An 18641-nucleotide genomic window follows, 5' to 3' on the forward strand; every position below is an offset into this window, starting at 1 on the left:
TATGAATAAGCGCTAGTAGCTATCAATTTAGTAGCTATTGAGTGGACTTGTCGGGCTTGGTGTGTCGGGGCAGGGTGGCCCAGGCTCGGATCACCGCATAACTGCGCCAGGGTTGCCAGGCGTGGGATGCCGTCAGTGCGGCCTTGGCGGGGAGGGGTGTATTCCGCACGCCCAGGGCTTTGTGTAAGGCCACATCACCGGAGGGAAACGCATCGGGCCAGTGCAGGGCGCGCATGGCAATGTAGTTGGCTGTCCAGTCACCGATGCCGGGCAGGGTCTGCAATTGGGCCATGGTGCTGGGAACATCGGCCACCGTGTCCAGGCACAGCTCACCACTGGTCACCGCACGGGCCAGTGCCTGAATGGCCGCCTGTCTTTGCTTGACGATACCCAAAGCACCTAGGGCATCGGCGCTGGCTGCCACCAGGGCCTGGGGCGTTGGAAACAAGCGGCTCAACCCGGCCAGCGGGGTGACGATGGGTTCGCCAAAGTGTGTCACCAGCCGCTCAGCCAGTGTGCGTGCTGCCGCCACCGTGATTTGCTGGCCCAGCACCGCGCGCACCGCCAGCTCAAAACCATCCAGCGTGCCGGGCAGGCGCAAGCCGTCGCCCTGGGGAAAATGGTTGTGCAGCACTTGGTTGATGGCCTGCGGGTCGGCATCCAGGTCCAGCAGCGCACGCACACGGGCGATGACCTGCGGCAGCACCTCTGCCAAAGCGTCGCTTACCTGCAGGTTGACGCGGCAGCGTGCTTCGTCCCAACGGGCCTGCACCCAGCCCGTAGCGAGATGTTGGCCGTTGTGCAGCGCCATGGTTTTGCCCAGGCTGGCGTTTATGGGGTCCATCACCTCCAGCCCGGTGATTTGACGGGTCGCCAAGAAGTGCAGCATGGCCGCCACATCGTAAGGGGGCCGGTAGCTCAGCCGGACATGAATGCCCTCTTTGCTGGCAGGCGTGTGTTGTGATTCAGGGGTGTGGCGCAACTGCGTCGGGTTCAGGCCGTAGTGGGTGACAAAGGCGGTGTTGAAGCGCCGCACACTGGCAAAGCCGCTGAGCTCGGCCACCTGGGCCACGGCCAGCGAAGTATCGGTGAGCAGCTGTTTGGCACTCAGTAACCGGCGCGTTTGCAGGTACTGCAGGGGTGATACCCCCATCTGCGCCTCAAAAATGCGGCGCAGATGGCGGTCGCTGATGCCCAGCCGCAGGGCCAGGCGCTGCACCGTCATCGCAGGGAGGCCTGAAGGTGCAGGAGCGTCCATGAGCGCTGCAGCCTGAGTTGCCAGAATGGCCGAGGCATCCTGCATCGACCAGGCCTTCCCGGTACTCATGCCAGGCATCAACTGGCGCGGGGCGAGTTCCGGGCGGCAGCGCAGGCAGGGGCGAAAACCGGCATGCTCGGCCTGCGCGGCCAGGTTGAAAAAACGGCAGTTTTCCCGCTTGGGCGTGCGCACGCGGCATACCGGGCGGCAATAAATACCGGTTGATGTCACGCCCGTGAAAAACCGGCCATCAAACCGCGCATCATGTGCCTTGAGCGCGAGGTAGCAGGCATCCATATCATCAGGGGTGTCGGGACTGTTCATGCAAGGGATCATAAGCGTGCATCACCCGATCAGCCAGCTGATTCCAGGCCCATGGATAGCCGTTTTCGGACATGTCTGTGCCAGCTGTCGCCTCTACAATCCAAGCCGAAAACCATCCGATCCATCTGCCAGGGAATACAACTATGAAGCTTAACTCCAGCATTTTCAAAGCCTATGACATTCGGGGCATCGTGCCCAGCACCATTGATGCCGCCATGGCGCAAGCCTTGGGTCGCGCCTTTGGCACCGTGGCCTTGCGTGAAGGTCAAACCCAGGTTGCCGTGGGCCGTGATGGCCGTCTGAGCGGGCCGGAGTTGAGTACTGCCCTGACGCGTGGTCTGGCTGACGTGGGTGTGGAGGTGATTGACATTGGCTTGGCCACCACCCCCATGTTGTACTTTGCGGCCAACACGTTGTGCGCCAGCGGTATCCAGGTCACCGGCAGTCACAACCCCAAGGATTACAACGGCTTCAAGATGGTGCTGGCAGGCCGGGCCATTTATGGTGACGAAATCCAGAACCTGCGTCGCATCATGGAAGATGAGAGCTGGGAATTACGTGCCGGTGGCCAGATTCGCCATGTGGATGTGCTGGCCGATTACACCGCACGGATTGTGGGTGACATCAAGCTGTCTCGCCCCCTGAAGATTGTGGTGGATAGTGGCAACGGCATTGCGGGTGCCTCTGCCCCCGGCATTCTGCGCGCCATTGGCTGCGAGGTGACCGAGCTGTTCAGCGAGGTGGATGGCAACTTCCCCAACCATCACCCGGACCCCAGCAAGCCCGAGAACCTGCGTGATGTGATGGCTGCCCTGAAAGCTGGTGATGCCGAGCTGGGTCTGGCCTTTGATGGTGATGGTGACCGTCTGGGCATCGTCACCAAAGACGGCAACACCATTTACCCGGATCGGCAGATGATGTTGTTTGCCGCCGATGTGCTCAAGCGCGTGCCCGGCGGCACGATTTTGTTTGACGTGAAGTGTTCACAGCGCCTGGCACCCGCCATTGAGGCGGCGGGTGGTGTGCCGATGATGTTCAAAACCGGTCATTCGCTCATCAAAGCCAAGATGAAAGAAATCAACTCCCCATTGGGGGGGGAGATGAGCGGCCACGTCTTCTTCAAGGAGCGTTGGTATGGTTTTGATGATGGTACGTATGCCGGTTGTCGTCTGCTGGAGATTTTGAGCCAGTCGGCCGATGCCAATGGGGTGCTCAACGCCTTGCCCACCAGCTTTTCCACGCCAGAGCTGAACGTCAAGTGCGCGGAAGGGCAGCCTCATACGCTGGTTGAGCAACTGGTCGCTACGGTTCATTTCCCGGCCCCAGCCACTCTCAACACCATTGACGGCCTGCGCGTGGATTGGCCCGATGGTTTTGGGCTGATTCGCGCCTCCAACACCACACCGGTGCTGGTGCTGCGTTTTGAAGGTCATACACCAGAGGCTTTGAACCGCATCCAGACCGACATGATGGCCCTGTTGCATCAGGTGATGCCCGGCGCGGTAACCGATGAGGCTGCGCATTGATGGAGGGGTGTTGACTGTGAGTGTGTCGATTTGAAAATTCTGATTGTCAAACTGTCTTCGCTGGGTGATGTGGTGCATGCCATGCCCGCGGTGCAGGATATCGTGCGGGAGCACCCTGGTGCACAGATTGATTGGGTGGTCGAACGTGGTTTTGTGCCGCTGGTGCGCCGCTGCAAAGGTGTACGCCGGGTGATTGCGGTGGACTTGCGCCAGTGGCGTCAAAGCCCTTTCAGTGCAGAAACCCGGCGCGCCTGGGCGCTTTTCAAAAACGAATTACAGCAGGAACGTTATGACGCGGTGATTGATTTGCAGGGTTTAACCAAATCCGCGCTGGTGTCCTGGCTGGCTCGCCTGAGCCGTGGCGGCAAGCGTTATGGTTTGGCCAATCAAACCGAAGGTTCCGGCTTTGAAGCCCCGACCCGTTGGGTGGCTGATGTGGCTTTTCACCTGCCCACGCACAGCCATGCCGTGACACGCTCGCGTGAATTATGTGCCTTGGCGCTGCATCATACCGCTCCTATTGATATGAACTTTGGGCTTGAAACCCATAAGGATAAAGCGCAAGAAGCTATTAAAAATATAGCATTCAGGCGCGGCCTTCGCGGTATGGTGGCACTGGTGCATGGCACCTCGCGGGCGGATAAGGAGTGGCCACTGGAACACTGGCGTGAACTGGCGCAGCGGCTCAATGAGGCCGGTTTTGGCGTGGCTTTGCCGCATGGCAACCAGGCCGAAGAGCAGGTCTCCAACGCGATTGCTTATGGTTTGGAGCATGCCCAGGTATGGCCCCGTTTGGCGCTGGATGCACTCGCCGATGCGCTGGCCACCTGCTTTGGCGTGATTGGGGTGGACAGTGGTCTGAGCCACATTGCCGTGGCACTGGATCTGCCGCATGTACAGCTGTACAACTTTGACACGGCTTGGCGTACCGGCCCCTTGCCCCATGCCGTCGCAGAACAGCCACCTTACCAGTGCAGTGTGTTTGCCCAACCTGCCCCCAGTGTGGACGCCGTCTGGCAGGCTTGGTGTGCGGTGCTCAGTGCTTGAGCTTATTTAATGATTCGCTGGTTTTACTCGTGCCTGATGTGGCTGGCGCAACCACTGCTCAAGCGCAAGCTGCTGCGCCGTAGCCAGCAGGAACCCGGCTACGCCCAGCATCTTCCTGAGCGATTTGGCCATTACGACCAAGCCGTGCCCCCACATTCCGGCCCCACCGTCTGGTTACATGCCGTGTCGCTGGGTGAAACCCGAGCGGCCGCTGTGTTGATCGCGGCCTTGCGGGCGCAGTGGCCTCACATGCGCCTGTTGCTCACTCACGGCACGGCCACCGGGCGTGCTGAAGGTCAAAAGCTGCTGGCCACAGGGGATCTGCAAGCCTGGCAGCCGTGGGACACACCGGCTGCAGTGCAGCGGTTTTTGGCCCATTTCAGGCCCCAGTTGGGCATCCTGATGGAAACCGAAGTCTGGCCCAATCTGGTATTGGGTTGCCAGCTGCAAGCTGTGCCGCTGGTGTTGGTGAATGCCCGGCTCAGTGACAAATCGCGCCAACAAGCGCAGCGCCTGGCCTGGCTGGCGCGCCCGGCGTTTACGGCGTTGACGGCCGTGTGGGCGCAAACCCAGGCTGATGCCCAGCGTCTGCAGTCCTTGGGAGCCAAAGTGGAAGGTGTGATGGGGAACCTGAAATTTGATGCTACCCCTAACCCCACCCAAGTGATGCAGGGCCGTGCCTGGCGCGAGCAGTGCCCCCAACCGGTGGTGATGCTGGCCAGCTCACGGGAAGGTGAAGAACAGGCTTTGCTGGATATTTTGAAGCGTTTTTGGCTTCCAGTGCAGACCCATCAAGCGCAAGATGCTACTGATTCTGTAGTATTAAAGGTACAGTGGCTGGTGGTGCCACGTCATCCACAGCGTTTTGATGCGGTGGCTACTTTGATTCAATCCCAGGGCTTTGCGGTGCAGCGCCGCAGTGCCTGGCCTGCCTCTGGCCCAAACCCGACGGCGGGGCAGCCGACGATCTGGCTGGGGGACTCGCTGGGTGAAATGGCGCTGTACTACGGCCTGGCTGATGTGGCTTTGCTGGGTGGCAGCTTTGAGCCCTTGGGAGGGCAAAACCTCATCGAAGCTGCGGCCTGCGCTTGCCCGGTGGTGATGGGGCCTCACACATTCAACTTTGCGGAAGCTGCAGAAAAAGCCTTGGCTGCAGGTGCCGCGCAGCGCTCTGCCAACCTGGCACAAGCAGTTGATAGGGCCTGTGAGTTGTCTTTGAGCGACAACCGATTACTCGTTGCCCGGGAATCAGCTCGGCACTTTGCCCAGTCCCACCAAGGTGCGGCCCAACGACTGGCTGCCGCATTGATGCCCTTCTTGGCCGAATAGACTGAGGCAACGCCAGGTTGAGATCGGTTTTACACCACCAATTTTTTTGGTTGGTTCTTTTGATCAAGAGTTTTTCAAGTCTGATCATCTTTGCTCGGTTGATTTAAATCAAACGCCGAGCACTTAAAACTCAAATTGAACTACCATACAAGCCTTAAGGTTTTATGATCTCCACAAGTTCGCGTTGTTAAGCAAATGTGAAGTTTTGTAATGAAGCCTTAAGACGACGAACCGGGTGAGCTAGCAAGTTGTTGTCCGGCATTCATCCAAAAACTTTTATAGGAGCGTTCAGATGATTAAAGTTTCATTACCCACCGTGATTGCAACTGTGTTCTTAGGCCTGGCCAGTGTGGCACCGGCTCAAGCAGCTGTTGATGAAGAAGCCGCAAAAGCGCTTTTCAAAAGTAATGACTGCACCAAATGCCACTCTGTAGACAAAGAAAAAAAGGGTCCGTCGCTGAAAAAAATCTCGGAAAAGTACAAAGGCAAGGCTGATGGACAGGAAAAAGCTGTCAAAAACATGACTGACGGTAAAAAAGTGAAGTTGGCTGATGGCACCGAGCAGGAACATAAAGTCATTGACACCAAAGATCTGAAAGAACAGAAAAACCTGGCTGACTGGATTCTTTCCCATTAACACTGCACTGCGATGCAGATGTTTAAACAGTTGTAAAGGATTAAAAACATGAAAACTTCATTATTCCGGTGGGGGACAGCCCTGCTGGCATCACTTGCCATAGCAGGTTGCGGCGGTGGAGGCGGTGGCAGTGCGCCAGCGGCCACAACACCCGCAACAAGTACGGCTGTCAGCGCCGCTATAACCGCCGCTGCAGCAACACCTTTGGTCACTGACACGGCGACTGGTACCAGTGGCAGCAGTGCAGCATTTACAGTTTTGCAGGCAGCCGGTGTTCCTGCTGTCACCATCAACAGCCCACCGGTAGTGAATTTCACCGTGTTCTCGGATGGCGCGGTGTATACCAAACTCACGGCTGCCAATGTCAGCGTGGCCATGGCAAAGCTGGTTCCTGCGTCGAATGGCAATCCTGACGAATGGGTTAGTTATGTCACGAGAGTAAAAACCTCTGCTGTGACACCCAATGGTCTTGCGGTTCAAGGCACAACCGATCCTAAAATTTCAACGGCAACTAAAACAGCAACTTATCCCGTTGACTGTGCTGCAAGCCCAGCAACTCTGACGTACAACCCTGATGGTTATTACACCTACAAGTTCTGTACCGATGTTAAGAAAACCAAGGATGCTGCTGGTAATTTGGTTTTTGACGCTAGCAAAGTACATCGGGTGGCACTTCAGCTAAGTTATACCAATAAAGCTGGGACAGTGGTCAAGGTCAACCCTTACTTTGACTTCACCATCAATGCCGATGGTACGGCGAAGATGGCCGACCCAAGCAAGACAAGGAAAATGACGGATGTGAACTCTTGCAATAGTTGTCACGAAACACTGGCCCTGCACGGTGGTGGTCGAGTTGATACTCAATTCTGCGTGATGTGTCACAACCCTGGCAGCACAGATGCTGTTACAGGCAAGGCGGTGACATTGAGTACCATGGTTCACAAGCTTCATGCAGGCAAGAGACTTGCGGCAGCGGGTGACCCTTACATTGTGAATGATGTAAATGCTTCAGAGATTGGCTTTCCGCAAGACTTGCGCAATTGCACCAAGTGCCATACTGCTGCGAATCCCGCAACGCCTCAGGGCGATAACTGGAAGACTGCGGTGAGCCAACAAGCTTGTCTGACTTGCCACACTTCCAAAGTTGGTGGTGTTTGGGAAACCAAGCATGTGGTTTATGCCAAAGATCCTATCGTTGTTGGCGCGGCTTCAGCCACAAACACCAAGGCTACTGACTTGACCAATGCTCAGTGCATCGCTTGTCACAGGGTTGGCTCCAACATCTCGTCTGAAGTTGTTCACTGGAATCAGAACGAAGAAAATTCTGCCAAATACAAGATGAACATTGAGGGTGCTACGTATGACGCAGCGACACGCAAAGTCACGGTCAAGTATTTCTTGTCTGATCCGACCAATGGCAATGCGGCGTATGACCTGGTGACCTCTGACTGTGCCAGCACGACTGTGCCCACATGTTCAACCAGCACCAAGTTTGGCAATCTGCGTTTTTATGTGGCGTACCAGACCATGGTGGGTCAGTCAACCGCAGTGACTGAGTTTTCGTCCTACAACAACGGCGGTAGTGGTGCCAACGCGTATGCCTACAAGGGTACCAAAGACGCGTCTAACCACTACACCGTGGACATCACCTTGCCTGCAGATACTGCAACTTCAATTGCCTCGGGTACGGCGCGTGTGATCAGCATCGGTCAGGTCAAAGAGCCGCAACTTGAGTTGAAGTCGCTTGATCCACGGCCAGCGGTGGTTCCTGCTGCTCTGGTCAGTGTGGTTGTGCAAAACACGCATTTTGATGTTGCCTTGACGGGTGCTCTGCAGCCGCGCCGGGCAGTGGTCTCCAGTGCGAAGTGCAATGCTTGTCACGGCTCACTGGGCTCCACCTCTGGTTCCAATACGCTGGCCAACGCCTTCCACGGTGGTGCTCGTGACACGGTTGAAGCATGTTCTGTCTGCCATGATGCCAATCGTTCGTCGAGCGGTAACATGATGACCAATGGATTGGCACTGTATGAACCCTACCAGTTCAAACGCATGATCCACGGTATCCATGGCAATTCCAAGCGTGTGAATCCGTTTACCCATGGCAACAAAGCAGTTCAAGCATTCTGCAATCCAACTGGAACGACTGTTGCTGCCATTGATTTGTGCAAGACAGCTGCGCCTTTGGGAATTGTGGCCGGTGTAGAAAACTACGCTGCTGAAGTGGCCTACCCTGGTGTTGGTTTGAATTGCAACGCTTGCCACGTCAACAATTCGTACAAAAACGATCAGGGAACATTGGGTGCAGTGGTGATGAAACCCACTACCTCGGCTCCAGGTGTGTTGCCTGTTGTCCTTGAAACTGATCCCAACAAATGGTTGGTGATCTCGCCCAAGGCGGCAAGTTGCACGGCTTGCCATGACTCCAGCACAGCCATGGGGCACGTCGCTAACTTCGGTGGCGCTTCGTTTGGCAACAAGACCCAGGCGGAAATTGCTGCCATGCCACGTGAAACTTGTAACGACTGCCATGCCAGCGGTGGTTTCAAGGGTGTTGATGTCGTCCACGGTCAAAAGTAGGCACTGCTAATGTTGGTTCGGACGGGAGGGTTTTTACGGGCCCTCCCGTTTTTTCGTAATCAACGGCATATTGTCAAAATTAATATTCAAAGCTAGACCTGTAGGAGAGTTGGGATGCAAATCAAACATGCGATAGCGTTTATCAGTGCCTGTGTGTTCGGGGTACTGGGGTCGGCGTGGGCAGAAGAGCCTGTAGCAAAGGACGCTGCGACTTGTCTCTCATGCCATGACACGGATGATTTGCCGGACATGGCTGGAACCGCGCACGGAGTGCGCCCCAATCCGCCACCGATGAAAGCAGCAGCTGCAGCGTTGGCCAGTCGTACCATGGGCGATGTTAGAAATTCACGTTCTCCAACTTGTTTTTCTTGTCACGGTACCAGTGATCAGCATGCAAACAAGCCAGACAATGTTGAGAAACAATCCAAGCCGGATAAAACATTCACCAAAAAATTTGGCCATGTCACGACAGTGCAAGCAGATGAGCGTAGTCGTGTGTGTCAAAGTTGCCATGATGGTGATTCCAAGCGAGCCTTATGGGTTGGTAGCCAGCATCAAGCCGCCAATGTGGCTTGTAATGACTGTCACCAAGTGCACACAGCGCGTGACAAGGTGTTGAAAAAAGCCTCAGAGTCCGAAGTTTGTTATGCCTGTCATAAAGAGCAGCGTACACAACTCAACAAGCTGTCCCATCATCCGGTTGTTGAGGGAAAGATGACATGTTCAGATTGCCATAACGTGCATGGATCTTCAGGTCCCAAACTCGTCAAGAGAGACAGTATCAATGACACCTGTTATACCTGTCACGCCGAAAAACGGGGTCCTTTTGTGCAGCAACATTCGCCTGTAGCAGAAGATTGCACCAACTGTCATAACTCACATGGCAGCGTGATTCCGGGCATGCTTAAAACTCGTGCCCCCATGCTTTGCCAACAATGCCATACGCCACACGTATCAGGTGCAGTGGGTGCGCTAGGTGGACAAAGCGGAGTCTTTGCACCAGCCGCTGCTGGGCAAGCTGTTCCACAGATCACGAGCGTGACCAATGGGAAAAACGTGGTCAATATGTGGCAAGGCCGTAGTTGCATGAATTGTCATTCGCAAATTCATGGGTCCAACAGCCCGTCATTCTCCAACCCATTGATGCGTTAAAGCACGGAGAAACATCATGATCAGACCTATTTCATTGATTCATTTTCAACGGTCTGTGCTGGCTTTGGCTGCTTTGGCAGCCTTCATACCCGTACAGGCACAAACGACTGGTCCTCAAACGACGATCTCGGCTGGTGTCGGTTTTGTGGATGGTTCCCGTGCTGATCGCGGATTGTTTGACCAGTACAGCGGAATCCGTAAAGATAGCAGTACAGCTGCCTTGCTTGGCATTGATTACAGCTTACGCAAAGATGATCCGGCAACCTCAGTGGAATTTCAAGGTTCGGATTTGCTTGGTGATTCGCGCGAGTTAAGACTGGTCTGGAAACGTCCAGGAGACTGGTCACTTTCCGCAGAGTATGGTGAGCTGGTTCATCATGACATCAATCAGGTGAATACCGGTTTGGTAAACCCTGGTTCAGTGGCTCCGCAGGTCAGTTCGTTAATTGGTGGCGTGGGTACAGGTTCGAATTTTGATTTGCAAACCAAACGCAGCAAGTTTGGTGTGGTGTACACCAAAACCATCAGTGACCGGATGCAGTTGGCGGTTGATCTGAAAAGCGAAAACAAGCAGGGATCTCGCTTGTTTGGGGTGGGGATGAATTGCCCTACGGTGTATGACCCTACCTGTTTGGGGACGACAGGAATTAATGTGGGCTGGGCTACCCTGATGCTGCCTGAACCGGTTGATTCCAATCACAGTCAAATAGAAGTTCGGTTGAGCTATACGCTTGAAAAACTGCGTTTTAACGTAGGCTACTATGGCTCGTTTTATCGCAACGCCAATTCATCCATTAACCCGACAGTCGCAGGCAATTTGTACAACCCTGTAGGAACGTTACTGCCTGGCAGTCTCGGTCTATTGGGTTATCTGAATCAACCCATTGCTTTGTCGCCAGACAATCAGATGCATCAGTTTGATTTAAGTGGAAATTACGACTTTACCGACAAAACCCGAGGTTTGTTCAAGTTGGCTTACAGTACGGCTTCTCAGGACGATAACTTTGTGGGAGTCAGTCAACCAGGTACTGCAAGTCTGGGTGGGCGTGTCAATACCTCATTGGTTCAGTTGGGAGTTAATTCTCGCCCGATTCCGAAGCTCACTTTGTCGGGCGATGTGCGCTACTCCAACAAAGACGATCAGACCCCTGTAGCAATCTATAACAACAATGCGATCGGTAACACACCATTTACCAATCAGCAGCTTTCCAGTCAAAAGACCAATGCCAAACTACAGGCTCATTGGCAGTTTAATAGTGATTACCGTGGAACTCTCGGTGTGGACTATGAGTTGATTGATAGAGGTACGTTGACACCTACTAGTGCAGTTGCTGGCATCACCGCGCTTCGTGAAAAAACGGAGGAAACTGGATTGCGTGCGGAACTGCGACGTCAAATGTCGGAAACCTTTAGTGGAGCCATGACCTTATCAACCAGTCGCCGTGATGGTTCTACTTGGCTCAAGGACAATAGCGGAATGGGTGTGTCTGCGGTGACTAACTTAGCAGATCCCACATTGGTCTCTGGTATTTTTATGCCTACTTTGGCAGATCGTCAACGCGACAAAGTCAGGTTGTATGCGGATTGGATGCCTACCAAAGACTGGTCAGTTCAATTCAGTGCCGAAGAGGGTACAGACAAATACACCACACCGAGTGTGTATGGCTTGCGCGATACGCGGATGAATCAGTTTTCTCTGGACTGGTCATATGCAGTCTCTTTTCGACTGAATTTGAATGGCTATGTGTCAAAAGGGCTGCAGACTTTTAACCAGGCGCGCACGGGTGGATATCTCATGTCCTTTGAAAACAATAGCACAACGGTTGGGCTGGGGTTCACTGCAAAACCCACGAGTCAATTAGAAATGGGAGGCAGCCTGTCGTACGTGGATGACACTAGCAAGTATGCGCAAACCCTGGATACCACCGCAGATGCCTATTCGGTGGCATCACTTGCTGCCAGCGGTGGCTTGCCAGATATTGTGCTCCGGCAAACAGTGTTGAAGTTATTTGGCAAATATGCACTGGACAAGAAGTCTGCAGTGCGAGTGGATTTTGTTCACCAGAAATCGAGCTACAACGACTGGGCTTGGGGTTATAACGGGGTACCCTACACCTATTCAGATGGAACAACGTTAAGTCAACAAGCCAGTCAAAGTGTTAGTTTCGTTGGCATCACCTACATCTATCAGTTACCTTGAAGATCGCGAGCGCATAGTGCAGTCCAAGGTTTCTGCGTATTTGTTTTCGTGGTTCAGTGAATTTTTCGGAGTTTTTATATGCGAATAAAGCAATCAGCAGTAATTGCTAGTCTGTTTTTTGTAATTGCGATGTTCTTGGCCTTGCCATCGGTGGTTGCCTCAACCCTCGATAACACCACTTGCCTAAGTTGCCACGATGGCAAAAAAGCCAAGTTGGAAGTTCTCGGAAAAGAAGGTGAAAAGCGAGTACTGCTTGCCGTGATCCCTGACAAGTTTGGTCAAAGCGTACATGCCAAGATGGAATGTGTGGCTTGCCACACGGACATCAAGGACAACGCCGAAACAGCGAACGCGCATACCAAAGACCCTGCTCTCAAACTGGCCAAGGTTGACTGCGCAGGTTGTCATGAAAAGCTCTGGCAAGAGGCTCAGAAATCAGGCACAGCCAAAGACAAGCCCAAACTTGAATTGATTGTCAAAAATATTCAAGCTTACAACAAGTCTTTCCATGCCCGCATGAGCGAAGACGACAAGACCAAACCTAACGCCTCTTGCGACGGGTGCCACGATACCCACAGCTTCAATGTTCCTGCCAAAAATACGCCTGCCTATGATCAATGGCGCTTGGGTATTGCTGAAACTTGTGGCTCCAAATGTCATGAAGACCAGTTGGACAGCTACTCAGGTTCTGTGCACGGCAAAGCCGTGATGGAAAAGCAAGATGTCAAAGCCGCTGTGTGTACCGACTGTCATACGACACACGACATTACCAGTTCAAGCGTTGATCCCTTCAAACTGGCGGTAACGGATAAATGTGGTTCTTGCCACAAGGACAACCTGAAAACCTACATGGGCACCTACCACGGGCAAATCAGTACGCTAGGGTATGCCTATACCGCCAAGTGCTATGACTGTCACGGTAGCCACAAGATTACCAAGGTGAGCGATCCGAAATCCACTGTGCACCCCAACAATTTGCTCAAGACCTGCCAGTCTTGCCACAGTGGCAAGAAACAACTTGCATTGGCACCTGCAGGATTTGCCACTTACCAGCCTCATGGTCATACGGGCGATTTCAACAAATACCCGCAAATCTGGATCGCCTGGCAAATCATGCTGCAGTTGCTGGTAGGCACCTTTGCCTTTTTCTGGTTGCACACGCTGCTGTGGTTCTTCCGCGAATTCAAAGAGCGCAAAGCCCACGCCGGTGAGAAGCACATCAGACTGGCTAGCGTACCCGAACAGTACCGGGGTAAACATGTTCGCCGCTTCAGCCCGATCTGGCGGATTGCCCATATCACCTTCGCACTGAGTTTGATGGTGCTGACTTTGACTGGTATCCCGCTGTTCTACCCAGCGTCGCCTTGGGCTTCGACTCTGATGGCTGCACTGGGTGGGCCACACACAGCAGGCATCATTCACCGTACCAATGCAGTGATCTTTGCTGGGGTGTTCTTCTGGCATCTGTTCTATGTGGCCTACCGGCTTGCCAAGAATTGGAGCAGCTTCAAGATCTTTGGTCCCGAGTCGCTGGTGCCTAACTTGCAAGACGGCAAAGACATGATTGCCATGTTCAAGTGGTTCTTTGGGATGGGTCCGCGTCCCAAGTTTGACCATTGGACGTATTGGGAGAAGTTTGATTACTGGGCTCCGTTCTGGGGGGTAACCATTATTGGGGTGAGTGGCCTGATCATGTGGCTGCCCAACTTCTTTGGTGCGTTCCTGCCGGGTTGGGTGTTTAACGTGGCAGCCATTTTCCATGCGGAGGAGGCTTTCTTGGCGGTAGTGTTCCTGTTCACCGTGCACTTCTTTAACAACCATTTCCGCCCAGACAAGTTCCCGGTGGAGGTGGTGATGTTCACCGGCACATTCTCGGTGGAAGAGTTCAAGCATGACCACGCCATGGAGTATGAACGGCTGGTGGCCAGTGGTGAGTTGGAGAAGCTTTTGGTGGATGCCCCGTCGCCTACAAAATTGGCGCTGTCTAAGGCTTTGGGTTTTGTGCTGATTGCCTGTGGCTTGACACTGTTGACTCTGGTGGGAATTGGTTTCTTCACACAGATTTGATCTATTTAAGAAGGAATGGGGAGAGGCTTTTGCCTCTCCTTCTTTTTGTTGATTTCAATCTCTCAAGAAACGCCATCCAACTGATTGATTTCCACAGTGTTTTCAACGGGGGGTATTGGTACCAGCTGCAGCGCAGCATGCAGACTTGATTGCTGGAATGACATGCGCCGTTTAGCAGGCCAAAGTTCATGAGCTGCTGGAGCCATTGGCAGTCCAGCCAATCACTCAAGCAAGAAGGTAGCGAGGTTTGAAAAATAAAGTTTGCAGTCTGAAATCAAGACGCAAAACCAGAATGTATAGATGGCAATTTCTAGCGGCATCCCCAGGCACTGCAAAATGAATTGCTGAGGTTGTCAGCACTGTTGAAAAAGATGACGGGCTTACATTCGTTTGAATATGCAGCTCTTTTACATCAGGGCGTATGTACAGCTGGCAGTGAACAATCTACTTGTTGAGCATGCCGTTCAGGCTTTGTAGGTCTTCAGCTTTTAATGTGCCGTTCGCTTGGCGCAGACGCAAGTCGCCTAACAACACGTCATAGCGAGCTTTAGCTAATTTGGCCTTGGTGCTAAATAGAACACTTTGTGAATTCAACACGTCAATATTGATACGCACACCGACTTGGTAGCCTAGTTTGGTGGCATCCAAGGCAAGCTGACTGGAGGCTTGAGCCGCTTCTAGCGCCTTGACTTGACTCAGACCAGATTCGACACCGAAATATGCTGTTCGGGTAGCTTGTGCCACGGCGCGTTTGGTAGCTTCTAAGTCGTTACGTGCTTTGTCTTCCAAGGATAGTGTTTCTTTGATACGGTTTTGTATGGCGAAGCCTGCGAACAAAGGCAGATTAAAGCTCAATCCGATGGATGTGACATTGGTTCGATAATCAATATATTGGTTTGCAGAACCATTGTTATTTGTGACACTGTAGCCTGCCGTCAAGTCCAGCGTGGGTTTGTGACCAGACTTGGCTTTTTCGGTTTCAAGCTGGGCAATTTCCAACGCCAACTGGGCTTGTCGCAAAGATGGGCTGTTTTCTTCAGATTGGGCCACCCAGCGATTCACATCATCGGGAGAAAGTGGGGCAATCACTGCAGAGGTCAGCAGTGGACGTGGGCTTGCATTGCTTATTCCAGTTAGCTGATCCAAGGCAATTTTTTTGATGCGCAAATCATTTTCAGCTGCAATTTCCTGTGCTAAAACCAGGTCAAACTGAGCTTGGGCTTCACGGGTGTCTGTGATGGTGGCTGTGCCGACTTCAAAATTGCGTTTGGCTGAGGCCAGCTGTTCCGAGATGGCGATTTTTTGTGCTTGCACAAAAGTCAAACTGTCTGCAGAAGCCAGTACATCAAAGTAGGCTTGACTGACCCGCACGATCAGGTCTTGGTCAGCAGCCTGAAACTGCGCTTGTGCAATGTCTGCAGATTTTTTGCCTTGTTCTGCAACTGCGACATTGGCAGGGCGGTACAGCGGTTGGCTCGCGCTCAGTGTGGCGCTTTGGGTACCGTATCCGCCGCGGTCAAATGCGGCAGTGTCACTGGAAATGTTGGTGCGGTTGACACCCAGCCCCAGGTTGGCCGAGGGCAGAAGACTCGCCTTGGCCTGTTCGGCTTTGAACAAGTTGGCCTCATACTGTGATTTGGCAGATTGGTACGATGCATCAAAGCTGCGCGCTGCATCGTAAAGCTCAACCAGACTTTGCGCCTGAGCGGGTAGCGCAAACGCGGCACTGAGGGCCAAAACAAGAGGAAGTGGGCGCAAGTTCATCATGGTGAGCTTCAGGTGTAAGTTGCCAAAAAAGGGGGCAAAGCGGATGGGTAGTTATTAGTAGCGCGGCACGCTGGGGTCAATTTCAACTGACCAAGCGTTGATACCACCGGCTACGTTGGCTACATGTTTAAAACCGCGTGCTTTCAGAAAATTGGCTACCTGCATGCTGCGTCCACCGTGATGGCATAAGCAAGCAATCGGCTGGCTGGGGTCAAGCTCAGACAGTCGGGGAGGAATCACACCCATCGGGATGGTGATAAGTTCGAATCCATCAGCCTTGATGCTTGCTGTTTGCAATTCATGAGGTTCACGCACATCCAATACCACTGGTTTGCCATGACCGCGAACAGCTTCGAGCCAGTCTTTGAGTTGCAAGGGGCGGACGTGTTGAACCATGATCAGAACTTGAAGGCGGATGGTTGAGGGAAATTGACCAAGCGGGGTGCGTTGTCGTCCCACTTGTCGATCACTGTGAAATTGGTTTCACTGGTGCGGGTGATCGTTTGGGCGTGCATGATGGGCTCTTCCCCCACAATACCGACCAGTCGCCCACCCACCTTGAGCATGTCTAGCAAAGTCTTTGGCACTTCAGCCACCGATCCCCCCAGCACAATCACATCAAAAGGCGCGTCAGCCAAAGTGCCTTTGGAACCATCGGCCTGACGGATTTCCACATTGTGGATGCCTGCACGTTGCAAGTTACTTTGAGCCATTTCGGCCAATTCTGGGTTGATCTCAAGGGAAATCACGCGTTGCGACTGACGGGCCAATATGGCAGTCATGAAACCGGTTCCCGTACCAATTTCAAGCACTTTATCCGTGGATGTGACCGCCGCATCTTGCAGTAATCTGGCTTGCACTCGTGGTGGCAGCATGCTTTGATCTCCTGGCAAGGCAATAGCCATGTCAACAAACGCCAAGGATTTTTGTGCCAATGGTACAAAGTCTTCACGCTTGACAAGCGTGAGCAATTCAATCACTGCATCGTCAGATACGTCCCAAGGGCGAATCTGCTGCTCAATCATGTAATAGCGGGCTTGCTCCACGTTTTGTAAGTTCATTTGGTACTCCAGGGGGTATGTTAACGGAATTCTTCGATTTTACCTGTGGGCGGCATCAAGGCCCCTGAATTTCTGGGGTTGATGGTGCTTGGGTGTAGCAGAATTTAGTTAACCACTGCGCCAGATCATTGACGAGGTAATACACCATTGGCACCATTTCAAAAATATGAACAGTATGTTTATCCGAATCTGGGACGCTCTCAAATCCAGGTGCATCCTGGCTGCTATCCGCAAAGCTTCATGGCGGCTCATCGTTCATTTGCTGAACAGGCTGGGTTCTGTTGGAGGAATGGGCGACGAGGTCAGGCTAAAACCATGCAAAAGCATGTCAATTTGTGCTGTTAAATAGCGTTGCGGATCAAGTTGAGTGTGGTCGCTGCAGCATGTGCCTAGCGAATGTTTCCACATGGCCAAAAATAGCATGGGTGCGAGTACGAGGTACACACCATAAGTGAATTCCATTGGACGAAATTCTCCACTAGCAACGCCGCGTTTCAAAATGCGCTCTAGCAAGGCGTTGCCAGGTTGAATCACTTCGTGCTGATAAAAGCTGGCCAGTTCAGGGAAGTTTTGCGCCTCACTCATCATCAGCTTCGGGATGCCGCTTGCCTTGGTGGAACCAACACGCTCCCACCAACTGAAAAGTGCATAGCGCAGCATCTCTTTGGCACTGCCTGTAAAGCTGTCGATTTCGGCATTCCATTCGGTGTAGCGAACCGAGATGTTCTGGCGTACGACTGCCTTGAAGAGTTCTTCTTTACTTGGAAAGTACAAAAAAAGCGTGCCCTTGGAAACCCCGGCACGTTGGGCAACTTCTTCAACCCGCGTGGCCGCAAAGCCTTTTTCCACAAACAAATCCAGCGCAGCTGCCAGCAATTCACCTGGACGGGCCTCTTTGCGGCGCGAGCGACGTGGTTGGGGCGTAGGTGAAGTGCTGTCAAGCGGGGTCATGAGCGATGGAGTTAATGACTATTGGGTTATTAATATAGCTTTGCATACTGGCATTGTCAACGTAAGAGTCAAGCCGACCCGTTGTTAACAGGTATGCAGGGTAATCACCTATTCACTTCGGGGTGACGGTTTTAGTTATAGCATCAACCAAGCTGAATAATAGGTGGATCAACCAAGGGCAATGAATAATGAATCAAACACTTGAAACCCTCACACTGGGTGGTGGCTGCTTCTGGTGCACAGAGGCGGTTTTTGTACGTGTCAAAGGTGTTGTGGACGTGGAGTCTGGTTATTGCAACGGGGATGTTTTTCATCCGAGCTATGAACAGGTTTGTAGCGGTAGCACAGGTCACGTGGAGGTGATCAAGCTCATGTATGACCCGCACATCATCAGCACACGCCAGATTTTGGAAATCTTTTTTGTCATTCATGATCCTTCTACCCTCAATGCACAAGGTAATGACCACGGGACTCAATACCGTAGTGGTATCTACTTCAGTACGCTTGAGCAACAATCCGTGGCAATGAAGGTGATGGATGAACTGAAACAAAGTGGCTTGTATACCCGCGCTTTGGTGACAGAAGTGCTGCCATTAAGCAACTACTGGGCAGCAGAAGACTACCATCAGGATTATTTTGAGAAACACCCTCATCAAGGTTACTGTATGGCAGTCGCCGCGCCCAAAGTAGCCAAGTTTCGTCAAACCTTTGCTCATTTGGTGCACGATTGAGTTGATTACCAGCG

The 18641-nt window shown here is 52.9% G+C and carries 14 protein-coding genes; 9 read left to right on the plus strand and 5 right to left on the minus strand.

The features are described 5' to 3' along the window. Positions 1-34 precede the first annotated feature (34 nt). Positions 35-1582, minus strand: coding sequence for an AlkA N-terminal domain-containing protein (locus LDN84_RS07555; RefSeq protein ID WP_223910640.1), 1548 nt, complete (start codon positions 1580-1582; stop codon positions 35-37). A 143-nt stretch (positions 1583-1725) separates the two neighbouring features. On the opposite strand from LDN84_RS07555, the gene LDN84_RS07560 reads away from it, so the two are divergent. The 8 genes from LDN84_RS07560 (at position 1726) to LDN84_RS07595 (ending at position 14117) form a co-directional block, all read left to right on the plus strand. Continuing rightward, complete coding sequence (locus LDN84_RS07560) at positions 1726-3108, plus strand: phosphomannomutase/phosphoglucomutase (RefSeq protein WP_223910643.1); 1383 nt, start codon at positions 1726-1728, stop codon at positions 3106-3108. A gap of 30 nt (positions 3109-3138) precedes the next feature. Next, positions 3139-4155: a lipopolysaccharide heptosyltransferase I gene (gene waaC, locus LDN84_RS07565; RefSeq protein WP_223910647.1), complete on the plus strand. Its 1017-nt coding sequence runs from the start codon at positions 3139-3141 to the stop codon at positions 4153-4155. Positions 4156-4164: 9 nt separating this feature from the next. Further along, the gene (locus LDN84_RS07570; RefSeq protein ID WP_223910650.1) at positions 4165-5484 is read left to right on the plus strand and encodes a 3-deoxy-D-manno-octulosonic acid transferase; all 1320 of its coding nucleotides are present in this window, start codon (positions 4165-4167) and stop codon (positions 5482-5484) included. Between the two features lie 292 nt (positions 5485-5776). Next, positions 5777-6121: a c-type cytochrome gene (locus LDN84_RS07575; protein WP_223910653.1), complete on the plus strand. Its 345-nt coding sequence runs from the start codon at positions 5777-5779 to the stop codon at positions 6119-6121. Positions 6122-6169: 48 nt separating this feature from the next. After that, on the plus strand, positions 6170-8698 hold the full coding sequence (locus LDN84_RS07580; protein ID WP_223910655.1) for an OmcA/MtrC family decaheme c-type cytochrome: 2529 nt from the start codon (positions 6170-6172) through the stop codon (positions 8696-8698). 114 nt (positions 8699-8812) lie between these two features. After that, positions 8813-9850 carry a DmsE family decaheme c-type cytochrome gene (locus LDN84_RS07585; RefSeq protein ID WP_223910658.1) on the plus strand — a complete coding sequence of 346 codons (1038 nt, stop codon included), beginning with the start codon at positions 8813-8815 and terminating at the stop codon, positions 9848-9850. 16 nt (positions 9851-9866) lie between these two features. After that, positions 9867-12050, plus strand: a complete 2184-nt coding sequence (locus tag LDN84_RS07590) for an MtrB/PioB family decaheme-associated outer membrane protein (RefSeq protein ID WP_223910661.1) — start codon at positions 9867-9869, stop codon at positions 12048-12050. Positions 12051-12263: 213 nt separating this feature from the next. Then, complete coding sequence (locus LDN84_RS07595) at positions 12264-14117, plus strand: cytochrome C (RefSeq protein WP_223910664.1); 1854 nt, start codon at positions 12264-12266, stop codon at positions 14115-14117. A 444-nt stretch (positions 14118-14561) separates the two neighbouring features. Here the strand turns inward: LDN84_RS07595 and LDN84_RS07600 are convergent, their stop codons facing one another. From LDN84_RS07600 to LDN84_RS07615, 4 genes are all read right to left on the minus strand, one after another. Continuing rightward, positions 14562-15884, minus strand: coding sequence for a TolC family outer membrane protein (locus tag LDN84_RS07600; protein ID WP_435405924.1), 1323 nt, complete (start codon positions 15882-15884; stop codon positions 14562-14564). 54 nt (positions 15885-15938) lie between these two features. Next, positions 15939-16280 (minus strand): rhodanese-like domain-containing protein, encoded by a 342-nt coding sequence (locus tag LDN84_RS07605; protein WP_223910667.1) that lies wholly within the window; start codon positions 16278-16280, stop codon positions 15939-15941. 2 nt (positions 16281-16282) lie between these two features. Continuing rightward, positions 16283-16945 (minus strand): protein-L-isoaspartate O-methyltransferase family protein, encoded by a 663-nt coding sequence (locus tag LDN84_RS07610; protein WP_223910670.1) that lies wholly within the window; start codon positions 16943-16945, stop codon positions 16283-16285. A gap of 255 nt (positions 16946-17200) precedes the next feature. Then, positions 17201-17896 carry a TetR/AcrR family transcriptional regulator gene (locus tag LDN84_RS07615; protein WP_223910672.1) on the minus strand — a complete coding sequence of 232 codons (696 nt, stop codon included), beginning with the start codon at positions 17894-17896 and terminating at the stop codon, positions 17201-17203. Between the two features lie 188 nt (positions 17897-18084). Here LDN84_RS07615 and msrA point away from each other — a divergent pair, with 188 nt between their 5' ends. Then, entirely contained in the window at positions 18085-18627 is a 543-nt protein-coding gene (gene msrA / locus LDN84_RS07620; protein ID WP_223910675.1) for a peptide-methionine (S)-S-oxide reductase MsrA, read from the plus strand. The last annotated feature ends 14 nt before the right edge of the window (positions 18628-18641 follow it).

The organism is Rhodoferax lithotrophicus, from assembly GCF_019973615.1.
GTDB classification, from domain to species: Bacteria; Pseudomonadota; Gammaproteobacteria; order Burkholderiales; family Burkholderiaceae_C; genus Rhodoferax; species Rhodoferax lithotrophicus.